The 19,370-nt window shown below is 59.1% G+C and carries 20 protein-coding genes and 1 tRNA gene; 11 read left to right on the top strand and 10 right to left on the bottom strand.

Annotated features, from left to right (window positions below; all coding sequences use genetic code 11):
* The first annotated feature begins 5 nt into the window (after positions 1-5).
* Complete coding sequence (locus RL_RS02435; protein WP_011650254.1) at positions 6-1,484, top strand: hypothetical protein; 1,479 nt, start codon at positions 6-8, stop codon at positions 1,482-1,484.
* Positions 1,485-1,510: 26 nt separating this feature from the next.
* Here the strand turns inward: RL_RS02435 and RL_RS02430 are convergent, their stop codons facing one another.
* Together RL_RS02430 and RL_RS02425 are read right to left on the bottom strand one after the other, a co-directional pair.
* On the bottom strand, positions 1,511-1,807 hold the full coding sequence (locus RL_RS02430) for a hypothetical protein (protein WP_011650253.1): 297 nt from the start codon (positions 1,805-1,807) through the stop codon (positions 1,511-1,513).
* A gap of 130 nt (positions 1,808-1,937) precedes the next feature.
* The gene (locus RL_RS02425; protein WP_011650252.1) at positions 1,938-2,120 is read right to left on the bottom strand and encodes a hypothetical protein; all 183 of its coding nucleotides are present in this window, start codon (positions 2,118-2,120) and stop codon (positions 1,938-1,940) included.
* 196 nt (positions 2,121-2,316) lie between these two features.
* Between RL_RS02425 and RL_RS02420 the strand changes: the two genes are divergently transcribed.
* Both RL_RS02420 and RL_RS02415 read left to right on the top strand, forming a co-directional pair.
* Positions 2,317-2,838: a hypothetical protein gene (locus tag RL_RS02420; protein ID WP_011650251.1), complete on the top strand. Its 522-nt coding sequence runs from the start codon at positions 2,317-2,319 to the stop codon at positions 2,836-2,838.
* 175 nt (positions 2,839-3,013) lie between these two features.
* Positions 3,014-3,259, top strand: a complete 246-nt coding sequence (locus RL_RS02415) for a DUF982 domain-containing protein (RefSeq protein ID WP_041936151.1) — start codon at positions 3,014-3,016, stop codon at positions 3,257-3,259.
* A 92-nt stretch (positions 3,260-3,351) separates the two neighbouring features.
* Here the strand turns inward: RL_RS02415 and RL_RS02410 are convergent, their stop codons facing one another.
* The 8 genes from RL_RS02410 to RL_RS02375 all read right to left on the bottom strand — a co-directional run bounded on the left by RL_RS02410 (position 3,352) and on the right by RL_RS02375 (position 13,323).
* Positions 3,352-3,570, bottom strand: coding sequence for a hypothetical protein (locus RL_RS02410; protein WP_011650250.1), 219 nt, complete (start codon positions 3,568-3,570; stop codon positions 3,352-3,354).
* A gap of 28 nt (positions 3,571-3,598) precedes the next feature.
* Positions 3,599-5,530, bottom strand: a complete 1,932-nt coding sequence (locus RL_RS02405; protein ID WP_011650249.1) for a membrane protein — start codon at positions 5,528-5,530, stop codon at positions 3,599-3,601.
* A 678-nt stretch (positions 5,531-6,208) separates the two neighbouring features.
* A complete protein-coding gene (locus RL_RS02400) occupies positions 6,209-8,080 on the bottom strand; it encodes an adenylate/guanylate cyclase domain-containing protein (protein ID WP_011650248.1) in 1,872 nt (623 codons plus the stop codon).
* A gap of 90 nt (positions 8,081-8,170) precedes the next feature.
* Positions 8,171-8,922 (bottom strand): IS5 family transposase gene (locus RL_RS38920; RefSeq protein WP_122330842.1). Its coding sequence is split into 2 segments (ribosomal slippage): positions 8,171-8,592 and positions 8,592-8,922, totalling 753 coding nucleotides; the frame shifts between segments, so codons are not numbered across the junction.
* Positions 8,923-9,065: 143 nt separating this feature from the next.
* Positions 9,066-9,395, bottom strand: coding sequence for a hypothetical protein (locus RL_RS40380; RefSeq protein WP_086935538.1), 330 nt, complete (start codon positions 9,393-9,395; stop codon positions 9,066-9,068).
* Positions 9,388-9,464: transfer RNA gene (locus RL_RS02385), tRNA-Arg, on the bottom strand. Before RL_RS02385 ends, RL_RS40380 begins: the two co-directional genes overlap by 8 nt.
* Before the next feature lie 122 nt (positions 9,465-9,586).
* Entirely contained in the window at positions 9,587-11,107 is a 1,521-nt protein-coding gene (locus RL_RS02380; protein ID WP_041936149.1) for an ATP-binding protein, read from the bottom strand.
* 218 nt (positions 11,108-11,325) lie between these two features.
* Positions 11,326-13,323: a methyl-accepting chemotaxis protein gene (locus RL_RS02375; protein WP_011650243.1), complete on the bottom strand. Its 1,998-nt coding sequence runs from the start codon at positions 13,321-13,323 to the stop codon at positions 11,326-11,328.
* Positions 13,324-13,742: 419 nt separating this feature from the next.
* Here RL_RS02375 and rpmH point away from each other — a divergent pair, with 419 nt between their 5' ends.
* From rpmH to RL_RS02335, 8 genes are all read left to right on the top strand, one after another.
* Positions 13,743-13,877, top strand: a complete 135-nt coding sequence (gene rpmH, locus RL_RS02370; protein ID WP_003545006.1) for a 50S ribosomal protein L34 — start codon at positions 13,743-13,745, stop codon at positions 13,875-13,877.
* 20 nt (positions 13,878-13,897) lie between these two features.
* On the top strand, positions 13,898-14,299 hold the full coding sequence (gene rnpA / locus RL_RS02365) for a ribonuclease P protein component (RefSeq protein ID WP_020048241.1): 402 nt from the start codon (positions 13,898-13,900) through the stop codon (positions 14,297-14,299).
* Positions 14,299-16,092 (top strand): membrane protein insertase YidC, encoded by a 1,794-nt coding sequence (gene yidC, locus RL_RS02360; protein ID WP_041936148.1) that lies wholly within the window; start codon positions 14,299-14,301, stop codon positions 16,090-16,092. The genes rnpA and yidC overlap by 1 nt, the downstream gene beginning before the upstream one ends.
* A gap of 152 nt (positions 16,093-16,244) precedes the next feature.
* Entirely contained in the window at positions 16,245-16,898 is a 654-nt protein-coding gene (yihA, locus tag RL_RS02355) for a ribosome biogenesis GTP-binding protein YihA/YsxC (protein WP_011650240.1), read from the top strand.
* Between the two features lie 267 nt (positions 16,899-17,165).
* Positions 17,166-17,375, top strand: a complete 210-nt coding sequence (locus RL_RS02350) for a cold-shock protein (protein ID WP_011650239.1) — start codon at positions 17,166-17,168, stop codon at positions 17,373-17,375.
* Positions 17,376-17,508: 133 nt separating this feature from the next.
* Positions 17,509-17,733: a hypothetical protein gene (locus tag RL_RS02345; protein WP_003544998.1), complete on the top strand. Its 225-nt coding sequence runs from the start codon at positions 17,509-17,511 to the stop codon at positions 17,731-17,733.
* A gap of 120 nt (positions 17,734-17,853) precedes the next feature.
* The gene (locus RL_RS02340) at positions 17,854-18,129 is read left to right on the top strand and encodes a hypothetical protein (RefSeq protein ID WP_003544996.1); all 276 of its coding nucleotides are present in this window, start codon (positions 17,854-17,856) and stop codon (positions 18,127-18,129) included.
* Positions 18,130-18,265: 136 nt separating this feature from the next.
* On the top strand, positions 18,266-19,342 hold the full coding sequence (locus RL_RS02335; protein ID WP_041936147.1) for a sensor histidine kinase: 1,077 nt from the start codon (positions 18,266-18,268) through the stop codon (positions 19,340-19,342).
* Positions 19,343-19,370 lie beyond the last annotated feature (28 nt).

Here is a 19,370-nt window from a genome sequence, read left to right as displayed (position 1 = left end):
CCCGCATGACATCGCCGCACTGGAAGAGATTTGCCTGGTTTTGCATTTGCCTCATACTCTCCCATCCGGCATGGTCCGCCGGCGGCGTCACGATCCCCGGCTACGCGCCAGCGACCGGCGTCGAGCGCAGCTACCGCGTTCAAAAAGCGACCGAGACCGATATGTCGTTCTGGTTCGACAAATCAGGCACCCCGCCGGTGACGGCGCGCGGCGCGTTTCGCCAGGCTATGACCGTCCTGTCGCGGGATGAAGACGGCATGCGGGTCCGCTGGTCCCTCAGCGCAGATTTGCCGGAAGGCATGGCTGGTCTTGCCGACAGCTATCAGATGAACCTACTCTATCGGAATTCCCTCACGGCCTATGGCACCGCTACGCTCGAACTCGAAACCGACCTGAACGGCAACCCGCGCGATGTCGCCGGTGTCGACCAGATCGTGGCGCACATGCGGGCGATGGTGGCCAATGGACCGGGCGGGGTCCCCGCGGCACCCGAAAGCGGGCTCTATGAGATCATCAACACCATCGAGGCAAACCCTCTTCAAATTGTTGCCGCCATGGTGCCGGAGGCGCAACTGCTCGCCACGGGACAATCCTACAAGGATGAGACCATGGACGTCGGACCGGCCTCGGCGACCTCGCGGGATGAAGATTATGGCGGAGTCAGTGTTCCGGTGATATCGACCTGGACCCTGAAATCCACCGACGCGACCGCACACACGGCAACCCTTTCCCTGTCGGAGGAAGCCGACGCCGCAGCGTTCAGCCAGTCGCAGCAGCCGGCGATCGCAAATTTGATGACGGGCTTTGCCGAGCGAGCAAAGAACCTCACCGCCGATCAGCTGGCTTCCCTCAAACGCGCCAGCAAGAGCCGAAGCGTCGAGCTCATGGTGTCCCTGGACGATGGTTCGACACTCGAAGCGTCGGAGATCGTCACCGTTGAGGCAGGAGGGACGAGGTTGCGCACATACACCCACATCCAACGCGAGGATATGCCGGCCAGCTTGCCGCTTCCCGCCGTGCTGACGGCAAGAGACTTGCAGACGCCCGATTTGCATATCGAGCCGCTGCCATCGGCCAGGGCCGGGCCGGGCATCATGGATGACCTTTCGACACCGCCTGCCCCGCCAACGGCATCGCAGGATACGACCGTTACGACGGGCGATGACGCGGCCACGGCGATCGCACCCGTCTCGCTTGAGGTGAAGAGTGCGGAGGTAAGCCTGTCCCCCATGTCCTACGACCAGGGCCTGAATATCGTGCTCACCCCGGAAAGCGCCGCCACATTCCGCGATTTCACGCAGGCGGTATTGGGCCGACAAACGCAGATGCTGATCAAAGACAAGGTCGTCATGGAACCCTGGATGAGGGAGCCGATCATGGATGGTCGTATCGTTCTGGCGGGAACAGATAGGAAGGATCTGGAAGCGCTGGCGGAACAGTTGAGGGTTCCTGGAGCCAAGATTCTCGTCCGGTTACGCCCATGAGGGCGCCAGCTGTGTAAAGGCGGACTTCAAACTTTCGCTTCAGAGATCAGACGTATCAGAGTTCCGTCACTCGCCGCGGCACTGATTGCCGTTGCGATCTGCCGGAACGGCCCACGCGCGACGAGCGTCTCTGGCGAAGGGTGTTTTCCGGGACCCGGATCGATAAAGGCCGAACACTGGTGATCCGAGTCGAGCATCGCCATAAATGATGTGGCGACAATCGTTTCGCCGCAGGCGGCGCATCGAAGAATGTAGGAACCGCGGTGGATGATCGATTCTGTTTTGTCCAATCCGCCGGACGGGCAGGCCAACATCTCGGTCATTGCTTCACTCCAGCGTGAGCACGCGGCTCTAGAGCATTCCCGCTTTTCTCCGAATCACGGAAATGCTCTATCTCTTTGTTTTCACGCAATTCCGGACGCAAAACCGCTACGCACTTTTGCTGGAATTGCTCTAGGAGGCAGCGGCCAGAACGATGGCGATCGCGAGCAGCAAGGGACCCATCCATTTGAAATGGCGAAGCAGGGGCGGCCGGCTGGCCGGCTTGCCTGGATATGGCAGATAATCAAAGCCGACGGATGTCATCCATAGGCCGGCGCAAAACATGATGATTTCGTCAAAATAGGCTGCGATCATGACTCTCCTGCCTTCGGATCGGCGCTGCGATATCTCCGTCTCGGCGTCCGATAGCACTTATCCTACCCATCAGCGCGGCCAGACGGAAGAGAAGAGTGGAGCCGAGAGATTAAACTTTGGGTAGCATAACTGCTTCGGATCCCCTAGGCATTCGCAACACACGAATCCACGACAGCCACTTTCTCGGGAATGTTTCATGCGCAACGCCAAATTCATTCGCTACGCCGCCTTCTCTGCGTACGTCGCTTTTGCGACATTTCAGGCTGGACAGGTTCTTGCCGACTCGGCCAATGACAAGTTCTTTGACGCAGCCCTTTGCAAGCCACCCTATACGATGACATCGGCAATGAAGATCTATGATGTCGTGGAAGCTCTGGCCAAGCCGGACACGTCATCCTTGGGCGCGGCGATCTACAAACTCCCGAACCAGATAGGCCGCGACGGCTTTAAGTCGACCGAGATTTTCTTTGCTAGCAACGCTGTTGGCGTCTTGATCGAGGGCGAACGCGCCGACGATCTGGCCGCGAAATACGGTTTGAAGGCAGAGACCTCAGACCTGCTCGGCACATCCACGAAGGGCTATTCGCTTGAACTTCCCGCAGATCTGCAGCCGGAACCCGGAATGGCCGGGCCTGGAAAGGTCTCTATCATTGCCCGCCAAGGCAATGCCTTACCCGGCAAAACCTTGCTGGCGTGTGAATTCGTGCAGGAATTCTAGGAGGCGCCGCATAAGCGCGCAAAACGGCGGCAAGAACCCTTTTCGAAAAGCACATCCCAGTAGTTCGCTGCTCGAGAAAAGCATCTCGTTCATACTGCGCCTCGCCACGCCGGATGAATCGCCCTATGTGTGCAGGTTGCAACGGCAGAGAGCACGCAGCGGAGGTCCTGAGATCATGGAAACCAATTGGAAGAAGCCGGTAACGCTTGCCCTAGAAGGCCCGGATCAGTGGGTGGTGATCCAGACGACCCAGGCCGCTACATGGGCGCTAGTCGAAGACTGGCCGACCGAAGAGGGGCCTGCCTTGGACAAGGCCTGTGCGGTTTGCGCGGATGTCATGGCGGGAAAACGAAACCGGGAAGAGGCGCGGCAGGCCTTCATCGACGCTGCGATCGAAGCCGGAATCCCCATCAAAGAATGAGGCCACGACCCGTGCGGCGCCTATTTGGCGCTGGAAGGCGAGCGGTCATCGCGGCCCGCCATCCAGCGTGATGATGAAGAGATTATAGGCGATCAGCCATCATAATGGCCCGACAATGCCGCCTCCGCAGACTTGACAACCACGGCCAGATTGACGCCCTTCGTCACGATTGACCCGGTCGCGCGAAGGTCGGTCACCGCTTTCAGCCCGCCCGACTTGGGAGACGGAAGAGGCACGACCGTGCCGGCGTCAAGATCGGCGACCCAGAGAGCATCGTCGCCTTCAACACTAATAACAACAACTCTAGCCATGCTTTTTCCCTCTTCTAATGATTGGTGTTTAAAATCCAGCTTTCTTCAGGCCTTCTCGGTAAAGATCCTTATGCCATTGCTCCTTACTCGGAACCGCGGACAGCCATTTGTCCACGTCGAAGTCCGGGTTGACTTCGCGAAATCTCCTGACGAAGGTCCGCGCCTTGTCCTGATGGCCCAACATGGCCCAGTTTGCGGCCGCCAGCCTGTCGGCCAAACTGGCATCGGCCATTTGCCCAATGTAATCCAGCGAAGCTTCGAATTCGCCAAGGGCATAATTTGCTCCGGCAGCGGTCCAGAAATAGGTGTCGGGACTGAGCGGGTTCAACTCAATTGCCCGCTCGATCTTTCGCAAGGCGATGGCAGGGAGCGAACAATGAACCAAAGTGTCCGCGTAGTCGGCAATAACATCCGCATAATGCGGGGCAAGGCTCTCTGCCACTTCCATTGCCTCGGCGCTTTGGTCAAATGCACCCTGCAACAATTTCGCAACGCCAAACTCGCGATATCCATCGGCAAAATCCGGACGCGTTTCGGTGGCCTGCGTTGCCAAAGTCTCTGCCGTTTTCAACAGATCGATATCGCCTCGCGCGGTTAACAACCATTCCTTGGAGTAAGTCCGTGCCATCGAACTCAGCGCCGGTGCGAAATCAGGGCTGACGCTGAGCGCGGCTTTCATCTCCTTGCGCGCACGCCGCAGGTTCGGAAGCGTCAGGCGCGCAAGGTGCCGCCTGCCAACGAGATATCGATGGTAAGCAGCTGGGTTCAGATCCTCGCGCAACGCCTCATGGCGCTCGATTTCGCTGGATATGGAAAGAGCAATCCGTCGAGAGACAGTCCTCCTGTCTTTGACAAGATCCCTATGATCAAGGCTGAATCTCTCTGCCCAGACAATTTGATTCTGGTCAAAAAAGATCAGTTGGGCGAACAGGGTGACGTCATCGCCCGCATTGCTGATCCGAGTGTCGAGAATGTAGTTGACGTGGTGTCGTTCGAAGAAAGCCTTCTGGGTCTCCATGTGGTGGCCAATTTGCACCGCCGAATATGGCGCTATGACCTGCAGGCTGTTGAAGGCACAAAATCCAATCGTGATATCCTCCACCAAAGATGCTGCTAAAAAACCGGCTTGGGGATGAATGGATTGATTTCTGGGTGGAAGCAGCACCAGGCGAGGGATTGCAATGCTGATGTCCTCGGGCTCAAGGGAAACAGCTGTTGCGTGTTTTTCCCTTGAAGGCGCTAAAGCCGGGAGAACGGGTTTTGTGTCACCGCCGTCGGATGCGGTGCGTACAGCGATCCCTCGCGAAATCGAAATGCGCCGCTGTTCGAAATGATTTCGAAGGGATTCAACTTCTTCCTCCGCCTTGAATATCTCTATCAGCAACTGCAGCGTATCCGGATCCTTCGGTTCCGTCCGAAACAGGATAATGGCGGCCTTTCGCAGGAGTTCGGATTCCGTTCTCGACTGCGCTCGTTGAGATACCGCTTTCAATGTATTTGCGAGAAGGTCGATATGGCTTTTTTCGCGCTCGGCAAGCCAGTGTTGAAACTCGCGACTGTGACAGTGAACCGGCCCCAGAAAGGGCTGGTTCAGCAGCTTCACAAGATGCTTAAGCAGGGAGAACGAGGCGACCGCTTCGTCGGTTTCAGATAACAGAAGGTCGGAAGACAAGGACTCTCGGTCGAGAGAGACCATGTTCCCCTGGGATGAGAGGATGTTTATTCCGAGTTCGGTTTGACGGGCCTTTATTCTCGAAATCAGCTTACGCAAAGTCGAAAGCGCAACGTCCCTGTCGGCATCGCCCCACAGAAAACGAGCCAAACTCGTTCGATCCGCCGAACCTTCACCGGTCGTCAACAAATAGACGAGAAGCAGCAACCCTTTCTCGGGAAACGCGACGAGGCTCCCCTGCCCGTCAACGAGCTGCAACCTTCCAAAGGTGTTCAAAACAAAAGTCATTTTGCCTTTACGTCACCACGTACCCGGGGTGTTCACATGAAAAGTGAAATGCGCGCATTGCAATAATAAAGTCGCGAACTCGTTACGCGGCGGGCACCTTGTCCCAATGTCCGACGGAATTCAATATCCGAATGAGACGCAAAGGTTGCATTATGCTTGAGATCCTCGCCATTACGAATAGATTTTTCACAAACAAACTTAATGCCGGTTATCTTTAGAATAATTCTATATACAAGATCGTTTTCCCAAACACGCGCGATAGTCGTGTCTACACATATTCCGCGGCGTTAGAGATATCCTTAGAAAATGACCGCAAAGCCGAGAATCAAAATCAGTCAATTGAACAGCCTAATTGCGCTGTTGTTGGTGAATCTTTCACCTGATTGCCCGAACGAAGGCAAGTTTCGATAAAGCATCTAAAGCATGTCGCGCAAAAGTGTGCCGCGGTTTTGCGACAACGACATGCGTAAAGACAAAGAGCTAAAGCGCGAGGGCGAATCTGAAAGATCGCGACGCGCTTTAGAACGGCGGATTTTTCCCTATGGCGCAAAACGCCAGGGCAGATTTTCAGTGAAAGAGAGAAATAGCGCACCCGACGAGATGAAAATGGGCACTCCTATGCAATGGTTTTTCCTATTCTGTTTGGCATAACCAATTGCCGCGACGCTGACAGCAACATCAAGCCGTCTCGGGGGCTTTGGCTCTCGCCAGGTCCTGCAGGAACTCTTCCATCAAGGGCTCGTCGCCGAACCGGCGATAAGCCCTTTCCGCTTCCAGCGAGAATGCCGGATGGGCTTCAACAAGGCTCGCCATGGTAGCCTGCGCCTTTTCAAGCTCTCCGCTTCCACCCTGCAACGCGGCTTGGATGAGAAGGCAATTCGCATCCCGGGGCGCTCTGACAAGGCACTCGCTGATGACCGTGGCCGCCTCTTCGCGGCGGCCATCGGCATAAAGCGCCTGACCATGCACGTAGGCATAGTATTCCGGTGCCATGGGGTGCAGTCGGCGCGCCCGCTCCGCGTTGGCGACAGCGTCCGGATAGTCTCCGAACCGGACCTGCGCTTTGGCCAGCGCAATCATACTGTCGGGATCGTTGGGGTTTAGTTCGACCGCACGCTGCGCCGCCTGAAGCCCGCCGGAGTAGTCCGCCTGCAGTGCAAGTCCGAAACTGATTACCTGATATCCAAAACCGAGATTGGGATCGAGCCGCACGGCCTGCCGCGCCTCACTGAGACCCAAATCCAGCTCGGGCGCGGCGGCTTGACCGCCGGGCCTTTGCGCCACTTCGCCGATATAGGTCAACGCAAGACCTGCGCGGGCTGCAGCATAAGCCGGGTCCATTTCCAGGGCGCGCTGATACAGGCCACGGGCGGCGAGGATAGCGTTATGGTCAGTGGCGCCGTGCCGGTAACGGTCGCGGGCCTGCAAGACGAGATCATAGGCCTGCAGACTATCCGTCGGCCGCAGCGCCGCCGCTGCCGCTTCGCTTCGGCCGATATAGGGCGCGAGTTGCGCGACGATTTCCGTGGTGAGCTCGCTCTGTACGGTGAAAACGTCAGCAACCTTCTTGTCGAAGCTGCGCGACCATAAGTGCGCGCCCGTGCCGACATCAATGAGCTGCGCCGAAACGCGGAGCTGGTCGCCTTCCCGGCGCGCGCTGCCTTCAACCACGTAATCAACGCCAAGCTTTGCCGCGAGCTTACGCACATCCGTCTCCTGACCGCGCACGGCATAGGTGGAATCGCGGGCGATGACCTGAAGCTCGGGATTGCGAGCAAGCGCCGTGGTCACGTCTTCGGTCAGTCCGTCCGCAAAGTAAGGCTGGTTACCGCTGCCGCTCATGGTTGCGAACGGCATGACGGCAATCGAGGGCCTGGGGTCTCCACGGGTCTGGTCCAGAGAGAGTGCAGCCGGGATGCCGCTCACCATCGCTGCCAGCGGAAGAGGTGAAATCTGGGTGCCGATGAGAACGAGAGCGATGGCGGCAATGCCATATGACCAGCGCGCCGCGCTGCCGCGCAGGACATGTGGCATCTGCCGCCAGATCGACCAGGGAGAGCCCGCCCGCCTTACGCGGTACACTTCAAGCAGCTCGGGAATATTCTTGGCGCGCCTGCGGCCGACCCGGGCGAACAGATCGCCGCGGTTGCGCTCGGCGGCCATCACCACAGCGCCGCTGACGAATATCTGGCCGGGCTCGGTCATGGCCTCAAGCCGGGCCGCGACGTTCACCCCATCCCCATAGACATCGCCATTATCCTCGATAACATCACCGAGGTTGATGCCGATACGCAGCTTGAAAGGGCCGTCGTCAAAGCCTTGCTGGATGGCAAGCGCCGCATCAACGGCCTCGTTGACGCTCGGGAACATCGCAAGGAAGCCGTCACCCGTCGTTTTGAAGGTGGTTCCGCCATGGCGGGCGACAGTGGGGTCGATCAGCTTGTCAAAAACAGTGCGCAGCTCTGCGTAGGTGGAAGACTCGTCCTCGGCCATCAGCCGGCTATAGCCGACGATATCAGCGGCCATGATTGCCGCGAGCTTGCGTTGCATTTCAGTCTCCCAACGGAGTGGCTTGGCACACGGCCGGCACTGCTAACAAATTAGTGCGCAGCGATCATTCAGACTAGGGGCTGTTGAGAATCATCTTGAGTTTATAACGGCTGCCGCGAGGTGAATGATTGCGCTGAAACTTTGGTCGGTTTTGTCCGCTCGCATTGCAATGCGTTTGAACTCTTTGAGTTTGCAGAAGAAATTCTCGATGAGGTGCCGCCATTTGTAGATTTCGCTGTCGAGTGGAAGAGGTGCTTTTCGTCGTGGATGCTGGGAGATGACGACCTTAGCTCCACGCTCGTTTAAATCAGCGACGATTTGGTTGCTGTCGAAGGCCTTGTCAGCGATCAGCCCGTCAAAACCAATGCCATCGATGAGCGGAGCAACGCCCACCGTGTCGAAGCGATGACCGGGCAGAAGAACAAAGCGTACGAGATTTCCAAGTGCGTCAGTCAACGCAAGGATCTTGGTCGTCATGCCGCCCTTCGAACGCCCTATAGCCTGGCTCTGAGTCCCCCTTTTGAGCCCTGTCCGTGGCGGTGGACCTTGACGATGGTGGCGTCAACCATGGCATATTCCATGTCAGGCTCATCTGAGCAGACCTCAAAAAGCCTTGTGAAAACATCGGCTTTGACCCAATCGCGATACCGTTTGTAGATCGTGTTCCAGTTTCCAAAAACCGTGGGAAGATCTCGCCACGGGCTTCCTGTACGCACAATCCAAAGAATTGCCTCGATGAAGCGCCGGTTGTTGCTGCCACTTCGGCCGGGATCAGACGGCTTGCCGTGGCAATGTGGTTCCATTTTCGCCCATTGGGCGTCCGTCAGCACAAATCGTTCCATCTGCAGCTTGAATCACAAACAAGCCCCAGAAGAAACCCTGAACCTCAACAGCCCCTAGTCCTGCAATTCGGGAAGCGGTTATCACTACAGCTCATAAATGCGTGAATATTGAGACGGTCCGTCAATTGGCGGTCCGCCGGCCGCTACTTCGTCTGGAGCAGTCCCGTCGCCTGACCGATGAGGACGAGCTCGATCACGCGAAGGCCGCGCTGGAGCGAGCGTTCGCCGCGTTGCGCCCCGACACGCGCATGACTGAGGAGAAGATCGACGCGTTCGCCCGCCTCATGCGGGAGAAGGCAACGCAAGGGCCGATCCCTTTCCGCCGCGCCTACCTTCGCTCCGTTATCGATCAGGTCGAAGTCGATGACGATGGAAACCGCATCTTCGGAAAGCGGGACGTTCTGGAACGTCTGGTGGCGAGCGGAGAGGCTGCGGCTGGAGTGCCCAGTTTTGTATGGAAAAGAATGGCGCACCCGAAGAGATTCGAACTCCTGACCCCCAGATTCGTAGTCTGGTGCTCTATCCAGCTGAGCTACGGGTGCGTGCAAAATGCGGCGGTGCCGCTTGCGTGGCGATCCTCTAAAACGTCCTTCGGGACAATGCAAGAGCATTTCTGAAAAAATCGCGTCTTTGTCTGCCCGCAGCCACGCCTTGGCAAACCCCGTCACTTTTCAACATGCGTCCGGCTGCGGTAATCCTCCAGCGAAACCGGGCGATCGGGGATCTCGATGCGGAACTGCGTGCCGACCGTTGGTTTTTCCACCAGCGCGATCGTGCCGCCATGGGCGAGCACCAGTTCGCGGGCGATGGTGAGGCCGAGGCCGGTGCCGCCGGAACGGGCGGAGCCGCGGAAGGCGGCAAAGAGGTTCTGGCGCGCCTTCAGCGGCATGCCGGGGCCGGTATCATCCACCGTGATGCTGACGACGCTGCCGACGCGCTGGGCGGAAACGGTGATCCGCCTGACGGAGCCCGGGCCGCCCTCGCCCGGCGACGTCAGCGCCTGCAGCGCGTTGCGGCAGAGATTGTGGATGACTCGGAAAAGCTGCTCGCCATCGGCATCGACCTCAAGCTCGGCGCCGATCTGCTCCGCGAATTCGATGCCGCTTTGCGGATCGATCGCCAGCATGTCCTTGACGTCCTGGGTCAGTTCCAACAGGCGGATATGGCGGCGGCGTGGCGCGGATTCGCTCGCCTTGCCGTAGGACAGCACCTCGGTGGTGTAACCGACGGCGCGGTCGATGGTGCGCAGCAGTTTCGGGGCGAAGCTTTTTACCATCGGATCATCGACATCGACCAGCCGATCGGACATCAGCTGCGCAGACGCCAGGATATTGCGCATGTCGTGATTGATCTTGGAGACGGCCAGGCCGAGAGCGGCAAGGTTCTTCTGCTGCTTCAGCGTCTTTTGCAGTTCCATCTGCATCGAGGTGAGGTTGCGGCCGGCGACCGCCAGTTCGTCGCGGCCGCCGTCGCCGATATAGATATGGGCCGGGTTGTCCGGATCGGAGGAGAATTGCTGCATGCTGCCGGTCAGCCGGCGGATCGGACCGATGAGGATTCGGTTGATAGCAAAGAAGATCAGCGTCGCCGTGAACAGCGAGATCAGCACCGACAGCAACAGGACATTGCGGGAATAGACGAACATCGCCCTGCGCAACTGCCGGTCCTTCATCACCACCTCGACGCCGGTGTTGGTTTCCCCGACGGGGCCATAGACGCGGATTATCCTGCTGCCGCCGAAGACCAGCGTATCGAGTGCGTCGCGTATCGCCGTTACCGGCGGCACGTCGGTGAGATCGTAGGACTCGTCGACGGAGGCCGGCATGTCGGTCGTCGCCAGCAGCCGCGAGGTGCCGTCCTTGCGCAGCACGATCGCCTTGGTGCCGGTCGCCTCCAAGGTCTCCTTCTGAAGCGCGCGGGGCAATTCGACCGGCTGCAGCCCATCGATGACGATGGCGGCGGCAGCGGCCGTATTCAGCCGGTCCTGCAGCCAGCGTACGCGCATGCTGGCGACCGAGGGGAAGAAGATCAGGATTTCGGCGAGCATGATAAAGAAGACGGTGAGCCAGAGCAGCTTGCCGGAAAGACCGCCGAACAGGCCGGCAGACGGGCACGGCGCCCTTACGGCCTCGCCGGCCGCCGGGTTTTCCGCCGAAGGATTGTCGCCCTGGTCTCTCATCGGCATTCTCGTCTCGCCCGATCGGCAGCACCCAGGCCGCCCTTACCGTTGAGCTCTATATTAGACCAAGATGCTCCGCTTTCAAATCTTTGCGAGCAGCGTCATGTCGTCACAAAGAAACGCCGCCCGGAGGCGGCGTTAGAGTGGCGTGACTCCAGTCTTTTATTTTACGCAATTCCGGACAGAAAATCGCTTTCACACTTTTCCTGGAATTGCTCTGAGGATCAAAACTCTTCCCAGTTCTGCTCGGCTGCAGCCGCATTGCCGCCAAAGGCGCGGGCGACCTTGGCGATCGCCCGGCGGGCGGGCGAGGCAACCGGTCTTTGCGGCTCGTTGCGGACGAGCGCCACGGGCGTCGGCGCATCATCCGGCAGCTTGAAGCGGGCAATGAGGCGCACCAGTCCACCGGCTTCGGCCGACAGCCTGTGCGTGGCGGCGGAGGTCTCTTCCACCATCGCGGCATTCTGCTGTGTCACCTGGTCCATCTGGTTGACGGCGGTATTGACTTCCTTGAGGCCGGTCGACTGTTCGGTCGCGGCGGTGGCAATCGAATGGATATGATCGTTGATGGCAATGACGCGGGTGCCGATTTCGGCCAGCGCCTCGCCGGTCGCCTGGACCAGCTTCACGCCAACCTGCACCTCGTTGCCCGACTTGGTGATCAGCGCCTTGATGTCCTTGGCAGCCGTTGCCGAACGCTGGGCGAGTTCGCGAACCTCCTGCGCCACCACCGCGAAGCCCTTTCCGGCATCGCCGGCGCGTGCCGCCTCGACGCCGGCATTCAGCGCCAGAAGGTTGGTCTGGAAGGCGATCTCATCGATGACGTTGATGATCTGGCTGATTTCGCGCGACGCCTGCTCGATGCGGCCCATGGCCTCGACGGCATTGCCCACAACGACGCCGGAGCGGCCGGCATTCTCCTTGGCTTCGGACACCATGATGGTGGCTTCATGCGCCCGCTCGGTGGAATTCTGGACGACGGCGGTGATCTCGTCGAGGGCTGCCGAGGTCTCTTCGAGGGCGGCCGCCTGCTGCTCGGTGCGCTTCGACAGGTCGTCGCTGGCATTGCGCAGCTCGGCGGTGTTGCCGTTCATCGCTTCCGTCGTCTCGCGCACTTCGCGCATCGTCGCCTGCAGGGTGACGAAAGTATTGTTGACGTTCCGCTGCAACTCGGCAAAGGCGCCCTGGAAGCTGCCGCTCATGGTCTGGGTGAGGTCGCCTTCGGCAAGGCTTGCGATGACGCGGCGGGTCTCGCCGATGCCGGCATCGACGCTCGACAGCAGCGTGTTGATGTTGCCGGCGAACTGGTTGAGGTTGTCGTCCTCATAGTCCTTGCCGATGCGATGACTGAAATCGCCGGCCGCAGCCGCAGCCACGACGACGGACATGCTCGACTGCAGGTCGTCGCTCTTGGCGCGCATCGCCGCCTCCTGGGCGTTCAGGCGCTTGACGGCGAGGCCGTTCGCCTTGAAGACCGCAACCGCTGCAGCCATTTCGCCGATTTCGTCCCGGCGGCCAGCAAAGGGAACCTCGGCCTCGAAATTGCCGTCGGCGACCTCCTTGATCGCATGGGTGACGCGCTTGATCGGGCGGCTGAGATGGCTGGTGCCGATATAGAAGCCCATGCCGATGCCGACGGCGATGCCGATGCCGGTGATGCTGAGCACGAGCATCAGCACCCAGGAGCGGAAACTCTCGATCTCGGCGTTGACGGTTTCGAGCGCCGCCTTGTCGGTGGAGACGACGGCGTCGATTTCGGCCTGGAACGCCTTGCGGTTGGCGCGGTTGGCGTCGTTGTTGCCCTGTTGGCCGGCGGCTTCGGGGCCGACTTCCGTGCCGAGGCGGGCCGTTTCCGTGCGGAAGGTGCGGAATTCCGCGGCGCGGGCGACGAGCTTGGCAAAATCGGCCTTCTGGCTCTCGGGAACGAGCGGCGCCCAGCCCGAGATGACCTTGTCGATCTCGTCGAGCCCGGCCATCAGGCCCTTGGCGAAGTTCGGCGTATCCTTGATCGTTTTGGCGGCATAGATGCCGCGCGATTCCATGACCACGGCGGTGACGAAACGATTGAGGCGTTCGCCGGCATAGGCGCGGCTGGCGGCGTGCTCGTAAGCCGTCAGGTTGCGACTGTATTCGTGCATGGCGGACAATGCCGTTGCACCGATCAGAAGTGCCACCGCGCCCATCACGCAAACCAGCAGATTAATTTTGCCACGGATCTTCAATGCAATGCCTCCTAGCTACGCCACTGCCTGGAAAGCCAATTCCCAGTCGATGCGTTGAATATCGGCGAAATTTATTAAAGTTAGATTTCTAATATTTACGATTATGGCTTCGGAAGCGATCCATGCCGAATGTAGCCGGAAGGCGTAAACGCCTGAAAACCGGGGCGATCGGTCTGCCGCGGCGCAAACTACAACCACTCAGGGCATGCCTCATTTCTTAACACCAGAGTGCGAAATTACTTTCGGGGCCAGCAGCGCAGAGTGAAATTATCCGGCATAATTGACTTTTATGGGCTTCATCCTTATAAGCCCGCGCACGTCCGGTCACTCAAGCCTTTCATGGCCCGCCCGTTCGAAAAACAACGCTCCTTGCATTATGCAAATTCAAGAAGGGCCGCACTCCGCGGTGTTTAAAATAAATGAAGCGTACCTACCAACCATCCAAGCTTGTTCGCAAGCGTCGCCACGGTTTCCGTGCCCGCATGTCCACGAAGGGTGGCCGCAAGGTCATCGCAGCCCGCCGCGCGCAGGGCCGCAATCGTCTGTCGGCGTAAGCCGGGTTGCCCGGTAAAAGATGGCGGGCGAATTGACGATCAGTGAGAAGAAACACACTGTCGGGCGGCTGAAGAGCCGCCCGCAGTTTCTTGCCGTGCGCGAGGGCGAAAAACGCCGGGGCGGCTTCTTCCTTCTCGAGGTCCTCGACCGGAAGGAACCCGACAGCCAGGCACGCGTCGGTTTTACAGTCACCAAAAAACATGGCAACGCGGTCGAACGGAACCGTATGCGCCGCCGCCTGAAAGAGGCGGTGCGGCTTCATGCGGGGTTTGCAATGCAGCCCGGACACGACTATGTGGTTGTCGCGCGCAGGGACGTGCTTGACGCGTCCTTCCAGGAATTGGCCGCGGAACTGAAATCCCGCGTGGAAACCAGGCCGAAACACCGGCGCTCCGGAGACGGACGCCCCAGGAACGTATGATGGAAAACAACCGCAATTATTTCATTGCGATCGCTCTCTCGGTGCTGATCGTCCTCGGCTGGCAGTTTCTCTATATGAATCCGCGCATCGAGGCCCAGCGCAAGGCGCAGGAAGCCCAGAAGGCGCAGCAACAGACCGAGCAGGTGCAGCAGCCCGCAGCAGGCGGTCAGACTCCGGCCCAGACGAGCGGCGCTGCCCCCTCCGGCCAGGCGGCCGCGACGGCGACGCTCGAGCAGGCGCTGCAGAAGTCCCCGCGCGTTGTCATCGACACCCCGGCGCTTTCCGGCTCTATCAACCTTGCCGGCGCCCGTCTCGACGATCTGAAGCTCAAGGGCTATCACGAGACCGTCGACGACTCGAGCCCGATCATCACCCTGTTCAGCCCGGCGGAAACCAAGGACGGCTATTTCACCGAACTCGGCTACATCGGCAGCGACGCAACGGGCAGCGTTCCCGGTCCCTCGACGCTCTGGACCGCACCTGAGGGCGCCAAGCTCACCGAAAAGACGCCGGTGACGCTTTCCTACACCAATGACAAGGGCCTGACCTTCACCCGCACTATTTCCGTCGACGAACGCTACATGTTCACCGTCGCCGACAAGATCGAAAACACAGGCCAGGCGCCCGCTGCGCTCTCTTCCTACGGCCGCGTGACGCGCTACAACAAGCCGACGACGCCGTCCGTCTACGTCCTGCATGAAGGCTTCATCGGCGTGATCGGCGATGACGGCCTCATCGAAACCAAATATAGCGCCGTCGAGAAGGAAGCCGTGGCACCGGCGAAGTCCACCGGCGGCTGGCTTGGCATCACCGACAAATATTGGGCGGCGACTATCGTTCCGCCGCAGAGTGCCGCCTATGAGGCGCATTTCTCCTATTTCGCCGATGGCCAGCCGCGCTATCAGGCCGACTACAAGGACGATGCCTTCACCGTTGCGCCGGGCCAATCGATCGAGCTGAAGAACCTCGTCTTCGCCGGCGCCAAGGAAGTGCCTGTTATCGACGGTTATGAGGCCAGCTATTCGATCCCGAAATTCGACCGGCTGATCGACTGGGGCTGGTTCTATTTCATCACCAAGCCGATGTTCAAGCTGATGGACTTCTTCTTCCGCTACTTCGGCAATTTCGGCGTGGCGATCCTGTGCACCACCATCGTCGTCAAGGCTCTGTTCTTCCCGCTCGCCAGCAAGCAGTACGCTTCGATGGCGAACATGAAGCGCATGCAGCCGAAGATGGAGGAACTGAAGGCGAAATTCGCCGACGACCGCATGGGGCTGCAGCAGGCAACGATGCAGCTCTACAAGGAAGAAAAGATCAACCCGATCGCCGGCTGCTGGCCGGTGGCGCTGCAGATCCCGATCTTTTTCTCGCTCTATAAGGTGATCTATATCACCATCGAGATGCGGCACGCACCCTTCTTCGGCTGGATCAAGGACCTTTCCGCGCCCGATCCGACGACGATCGTCAATCTGTTCGGCCTGCTGCCTTTCGAGGGGCCGACGCTGCTGCACCTCGGCGTCTGGCCGCTGATCATGGGCGTCACCATGTTCGTGCAGATGCGCATGAACCCGACGCCGCCCGATCCGACACAGGCGATGATCTTCAACTGGATGCCGCTGGTATTCATGTTCATGCTGGCAAGCTTCCCGGCCGGCTTGGTCATCTACTGGGCCTGGAACAACACGCTCTCGGTGGCGCAGCAGGGGCTGATCATGAAGCGCCACGGCGTCAAGGTCGAACTCTTCGACAATCTGAAGGGTCTGTTCCGACGAAAAGAAGCGCCGTCGAAATGACGCTTGCCAAGCCCCGCTCCGGCGGGGCTTTTCTTTTCCGGCAGCGGAAGAAGGAAACAAGGCATGCCGCGCAGGCGCCTGAAAAGCTTGACATCCGCCCGCAAAACCATGAAGCCCGGTAAAAGACCGAACCCAGAGATTGCAGAACCAGCATGCCCGAAACCGAAAAACCGCTCTTCGGCCACCCATGGATCTTCATCCGCGGCGTGCCGTCCCTGAATTTCCTGCCGCCGGAAGGGCCGTTGGAAGTGGCCTTCGCCGGTCGCTCGAATGTCGGCAAATCCTCGCTGATCAATGCGCTGGTCGGCCAGAAGGGCCTAGCGCGCACCTCGAATACGCCGGGACGCACGCAGGAACTGAACTATTTCGTTCCGGATGGTTATTCCGGCGAAGGCGGTGACCTGCCGCCGACGGCGATCGTCGACATGCCGGGCTATGGTTATGCGCAGGCGCCGAAGGAGCAGGTCGACAAGTGGACCAAGCTCGTCTTCGATTACCTGCGCGGCCGCGCAACGCTGAAGCGCGTCTATGTGCTGATCGACAGCCGCCACGGCATCAAGAAGAACGACGATGACGTGCTTGATCTGCTCGACAAGGCGGCCGTCTCCTATCAGATCGTGCTGACCAAGACCGACAAGATCAAGGCGGCTGGTGTGCCGAAGCTGCTTGCGGAAACGGCGGAAAAGATCCGCAAGCGCCCGGCCGCCTATCCCGGCGTGCTGTCGACCTCGTCCGAAAAAGGCGACGGGCTGGACGAATTGCGCCAGGCGATCGCCGAGACCGTCGGCATCGCCCGCTGGAAGTAGAAGGCCTGCGCACGCCGGATGCGAAGCCGTGTTTGGTGTAAAGGTTGCCGTTACATCTCAAAGTTGAACATGACACCGACGGAAAACTAACGGTTGACGACGCAAAGTTGATGAGCTAGATAGCGGGCATCGAATTTTGCTTGCTGGATTGGTTATCGCGCGATTGGCACCGCGCCCTGAACGAACTTCCTTTCAAAAATCGCTATCACCATCCGCATCGCCTTGGCGTTGTAGTTCTTCAATATTGCTATGAAAGGGTTCATCATCATGACCACCGGCACAGTTAAATGGTTCAATTCCACCAAAGGCTTCGGCTTCATTCAGCCTGACAACGGCGGCGCTGACGCCTTCGTTCACATCTCCGCTGTCGAGCGCGCCGGAATGCGCGACCTCGTCGAAGGCCAGAAGATCGGCTTCGACCTCGAGCGTGACAACAAGTCGGGCAAGATGTCCGCTTGCAATCTCCAGAACGCTTAAATCGGTATCTGCTTCCCTTTGACCACGGATGTACTGGCACTGCCGGAAGCACGTTATCAATCCAAGGCCAGGCGATTTGCCTGGCCTTTTTTGTTTTCGCTCGCGCGTCGAGCCCACCCATATCGGAGCCAACATGACAGAGACATACAGCAAATCGCGCCAGCGGGCGGAGATTGCCTTCGGCAACGTCCAGACCCAGTTCTTCGCGAAGAACCAGGCGGCCGAAGAGCTCCAATCCGACGCCCAATCGCAACAGGCAAAGACGTTGCGGCTTCGGGAGGCACGGCTTGCGCGGGAACATAGTAATCGTTCATCGGCAACCTCTGCCCTCATTGCAAAACGCGCCAGGGCCCGCTGAGACCACAACCAGATCGCCACGGCTCGATATTTGAACGCGTCTGAAGCGGCGGGCTTGCAGATCGCGCGCTGCAGCACGACCCAAAGCGTGCTGGCATTCACTCACATCATGGAAGCATCAATGGCAGAGACTCCGCAGGAACTTCAGTCGATCAATACGGCCTGGCAGATCGCTATTCAGGAAATTCTGCGCATGGTGATCAGAGATATGTATCACGGCGGCGGCGAGGCTTCGTTCAAGACGCATATCAAGCGTATCGAAGAAGCGGCCGTCGACAGTATTTACACGGATTTGCGGCTGCGCGGGACTGATGAATGGACGGAAGTGCTGGTCAAGGAAAGGGCGAGCAATTTCGTCACGACCCTGCTGACGTCATTTACGTATGACCGGACTTAAATCACGAACAATCGCCGAGTTAAGAAACGGCTTGCGTGGACTGACCGGCGTTGATTGCGCTTGCGTCCCTGCAGTTTTTGAAGCAACCCTAGTTCTCCTGCTGCGCAGGAGCAGCCGCGTCCACGAGTAATATTTGATGACTGAAAGCAACGACCAGCCGCTTTCGCCGGAAGGCGTCGGCAACTTGCCCCATCTTGCCGAAGCCCTTGATGACAACCGGTTTCGACACTTTCTCGATCATGTGCCATTCGCGGTGGCTGTCTCCGAACTCGCTGGCAATGAACCACTGATTTACGTCAACCTCGAATTCGAACGGCTGACGGCGCTTGAGGCAACCGAGGTCCAGGGAAAACCTTGGCCGGAAATTGAATTGAACTCCACCGCCGTCTCCGGAGAGGTTCCGCTCACGGCCGCTGTGACCTCTGCGGAGGAGTATATTGGTGCCTTCTCGCTGGTGGCCGAACCCGAGAGCACGGTCGTTATCGATGTCTGGTCGAATACCATCGTCGACGATGATGACACGCCGCTTTTCCGATTGGTGGCCTTTGCTGCCCGCAATGAGGCGACGGCCGCTGAGAGTTTCAGCGAACTGCTGACGGAGAAAGATGTCCTTCTGCGTGAACTTCAGCATCGCGTGAAGAACAATCTTCAGATGATCACGGCGCTCATCCGAATGGAGGCGCGCAATGCTCAGCAGAATGAGGAAAGCGAGAGATTTGCGCGGCTTGCCGGGCGGATTGAAGCCTTGGCCCTTCTCTATCGTTCGCTGTCGGACGAAGAGAAAGGCGCCACAGTCGATCTTGGCACCTATGTCAGCCAGATTGCCGCCTCGGTGATGGCGGCCCATGCCGTGGAAGGGATCCGGCTGGACATGAAGGTCGATACCTGGCCGGTTTCCGTCGATGTCGCCATGCCGGCCGGCCTCGTCATCAACGAACTCCTCACCAATACGCTGAAGCATGCTTTCGTGGGGCGCGATGGCGGAGAAATCACGCTTCGCTGTGTGGTCGGCGATACCGGCTGCAGGATTACCGTTGCCGATAACGGGGTCGGTCTTCCCCAGGATGTGACCTGGCCGCAGCCTGGGAAGCTAAGCGCGATGATCGTACAGTCGCTGAAACAAAACGCCCGCGCCGAGGTTGAAGTCAGCTCGTCCCCTGATACCGGCATGAGTGTCACCCTCGTCTTCCCGAGAGCCGAAGCGGCCCGATAGAGCGCCGCGCGTCTTTTCAGACGCGCTA

Origin of the sequence: Rhizobium johnstonii 3841 (assembly GCF_000009265.1) — a bacterium.
GTDB classification, from domain to species: Bacteria; Pseudomonadota; Alphaproteobacteria; order Rhizobiales; family Rhizobiaceae; genus Rhizobium; species Rhizobium acaciae.
This window is presented reverse-complemented; position numbering and strand designations above follow the sequence as displayed.

Coding starts and splice junctions, on each gene's coding strand:
- RL_RS02435 (WP_011650254.1), top strand. CDS start 6: ATGACATCGCCGCACTGGAAGAGATTTGCCTGGTTTTGCATTTGCCTC.
- RL_RS02430 (WP_011650253.1), bottom strand. CDS start 1,807: ATGACCGAGATGTTGGCCTGCCCGTCCGGCGGATTGGACAAAACAGAA.
- RL_RS02425 (WP_011650252.1), bottom strand. CDS start 2,120: ATGATCGCAGCCTATTTTGACGAAATCATCATGTTTTGCGCCGGCCTA.
- RL_RS02420 (WP_011650251.1), top strand. CDS start 2,317: ATGCGCAACGCCAAATTCATTCGCTACGCCGCCTTCTCTGCGTACGTC.
- RL_RS02415 (WP_041936151.1), top strand. CDS start 3,014: ATGGAAACCAATTGGAAGAAGCCGGTAACGCTTGCCCTAGAAGGCCCG.
- RL_RS02410 (WP_011650250.1), bottom strand. CDS start 3,570: ATGGCTAGAGTTGTTGTTATTAGTGTTGAAGGCGACGATGCTCTCTGG.
- RL_RS02405 (WP_011650249.1), bottom strand. CDS start 5,530: ATGACTTTTGTTTTGAACACCTTTGGAAGGTTGCAGCTCGTTGACGGG.
- RL_RS02400 (WP_011650248.1), bottom strand. CDS start 8,080: ATGCAACGCAAGCTCGCGGCAATCATGGCCGCTGATATCGTCGGCTAT.
- RL_RS02380 (WP_041936149.1), bottom strand. CDS start 11,107: ATGCCGATGAGAGACCAGGGCGACAATCCTTCGGCGGAAAACCCGGCG.
- rpmH (WP_003545006.1), top strand. CDS start 13,743: ATGAAGCGTACCTACCAACCATCCAAGCTTGTTCGCAAGCGTCGCCAC.
- rnpA (WP_020048241.1), top strand. CDS start 13,898: ATGGCGGGCGAATTGACGATCAGTGAGAAGAAACACACTGTCGGGCGG.
- yidC (WP_041936148.1), top strand. CDS start 14,299: ATGGAAAACAACCGCAATTATTTCATTGCGATCGCTCTCTCGGTGCTG.
- yihA (WP_011650240.1), top strand. CDS start 16,245: ATGCCCGAAACCGAAAAACCGCTCTTCGGCCACCCATGGATCTTCATC.
- RL_RS02350 (WP_011650239.1), top strand. CDS start 17,166: ATGACCACCGGCACAGTTAAATGGTTCAATTCCACCAAAGGCTTCGGC.
- RL_RS02345 (WP_003544998.1), top strand. CDS start 17,509: ATGACAGAGACATACAGCAAATCGCGCCAGCGGGCGGAGATTGCCTTC.
- RL_RS02340 (WP_003544996.1), top strand. CDS start 17,854: ATGGCAGAGACTCCGCAGGAACTTCAGTCGATCAATACGGCCTGGCAG.
- RL_RS02335 (WP_041936147.1), top strand. CDS start 18,266: ATGACTGAAAGCAACGACCAGCCGCTTTCGCCGGAAGGCGTCGGCAAC.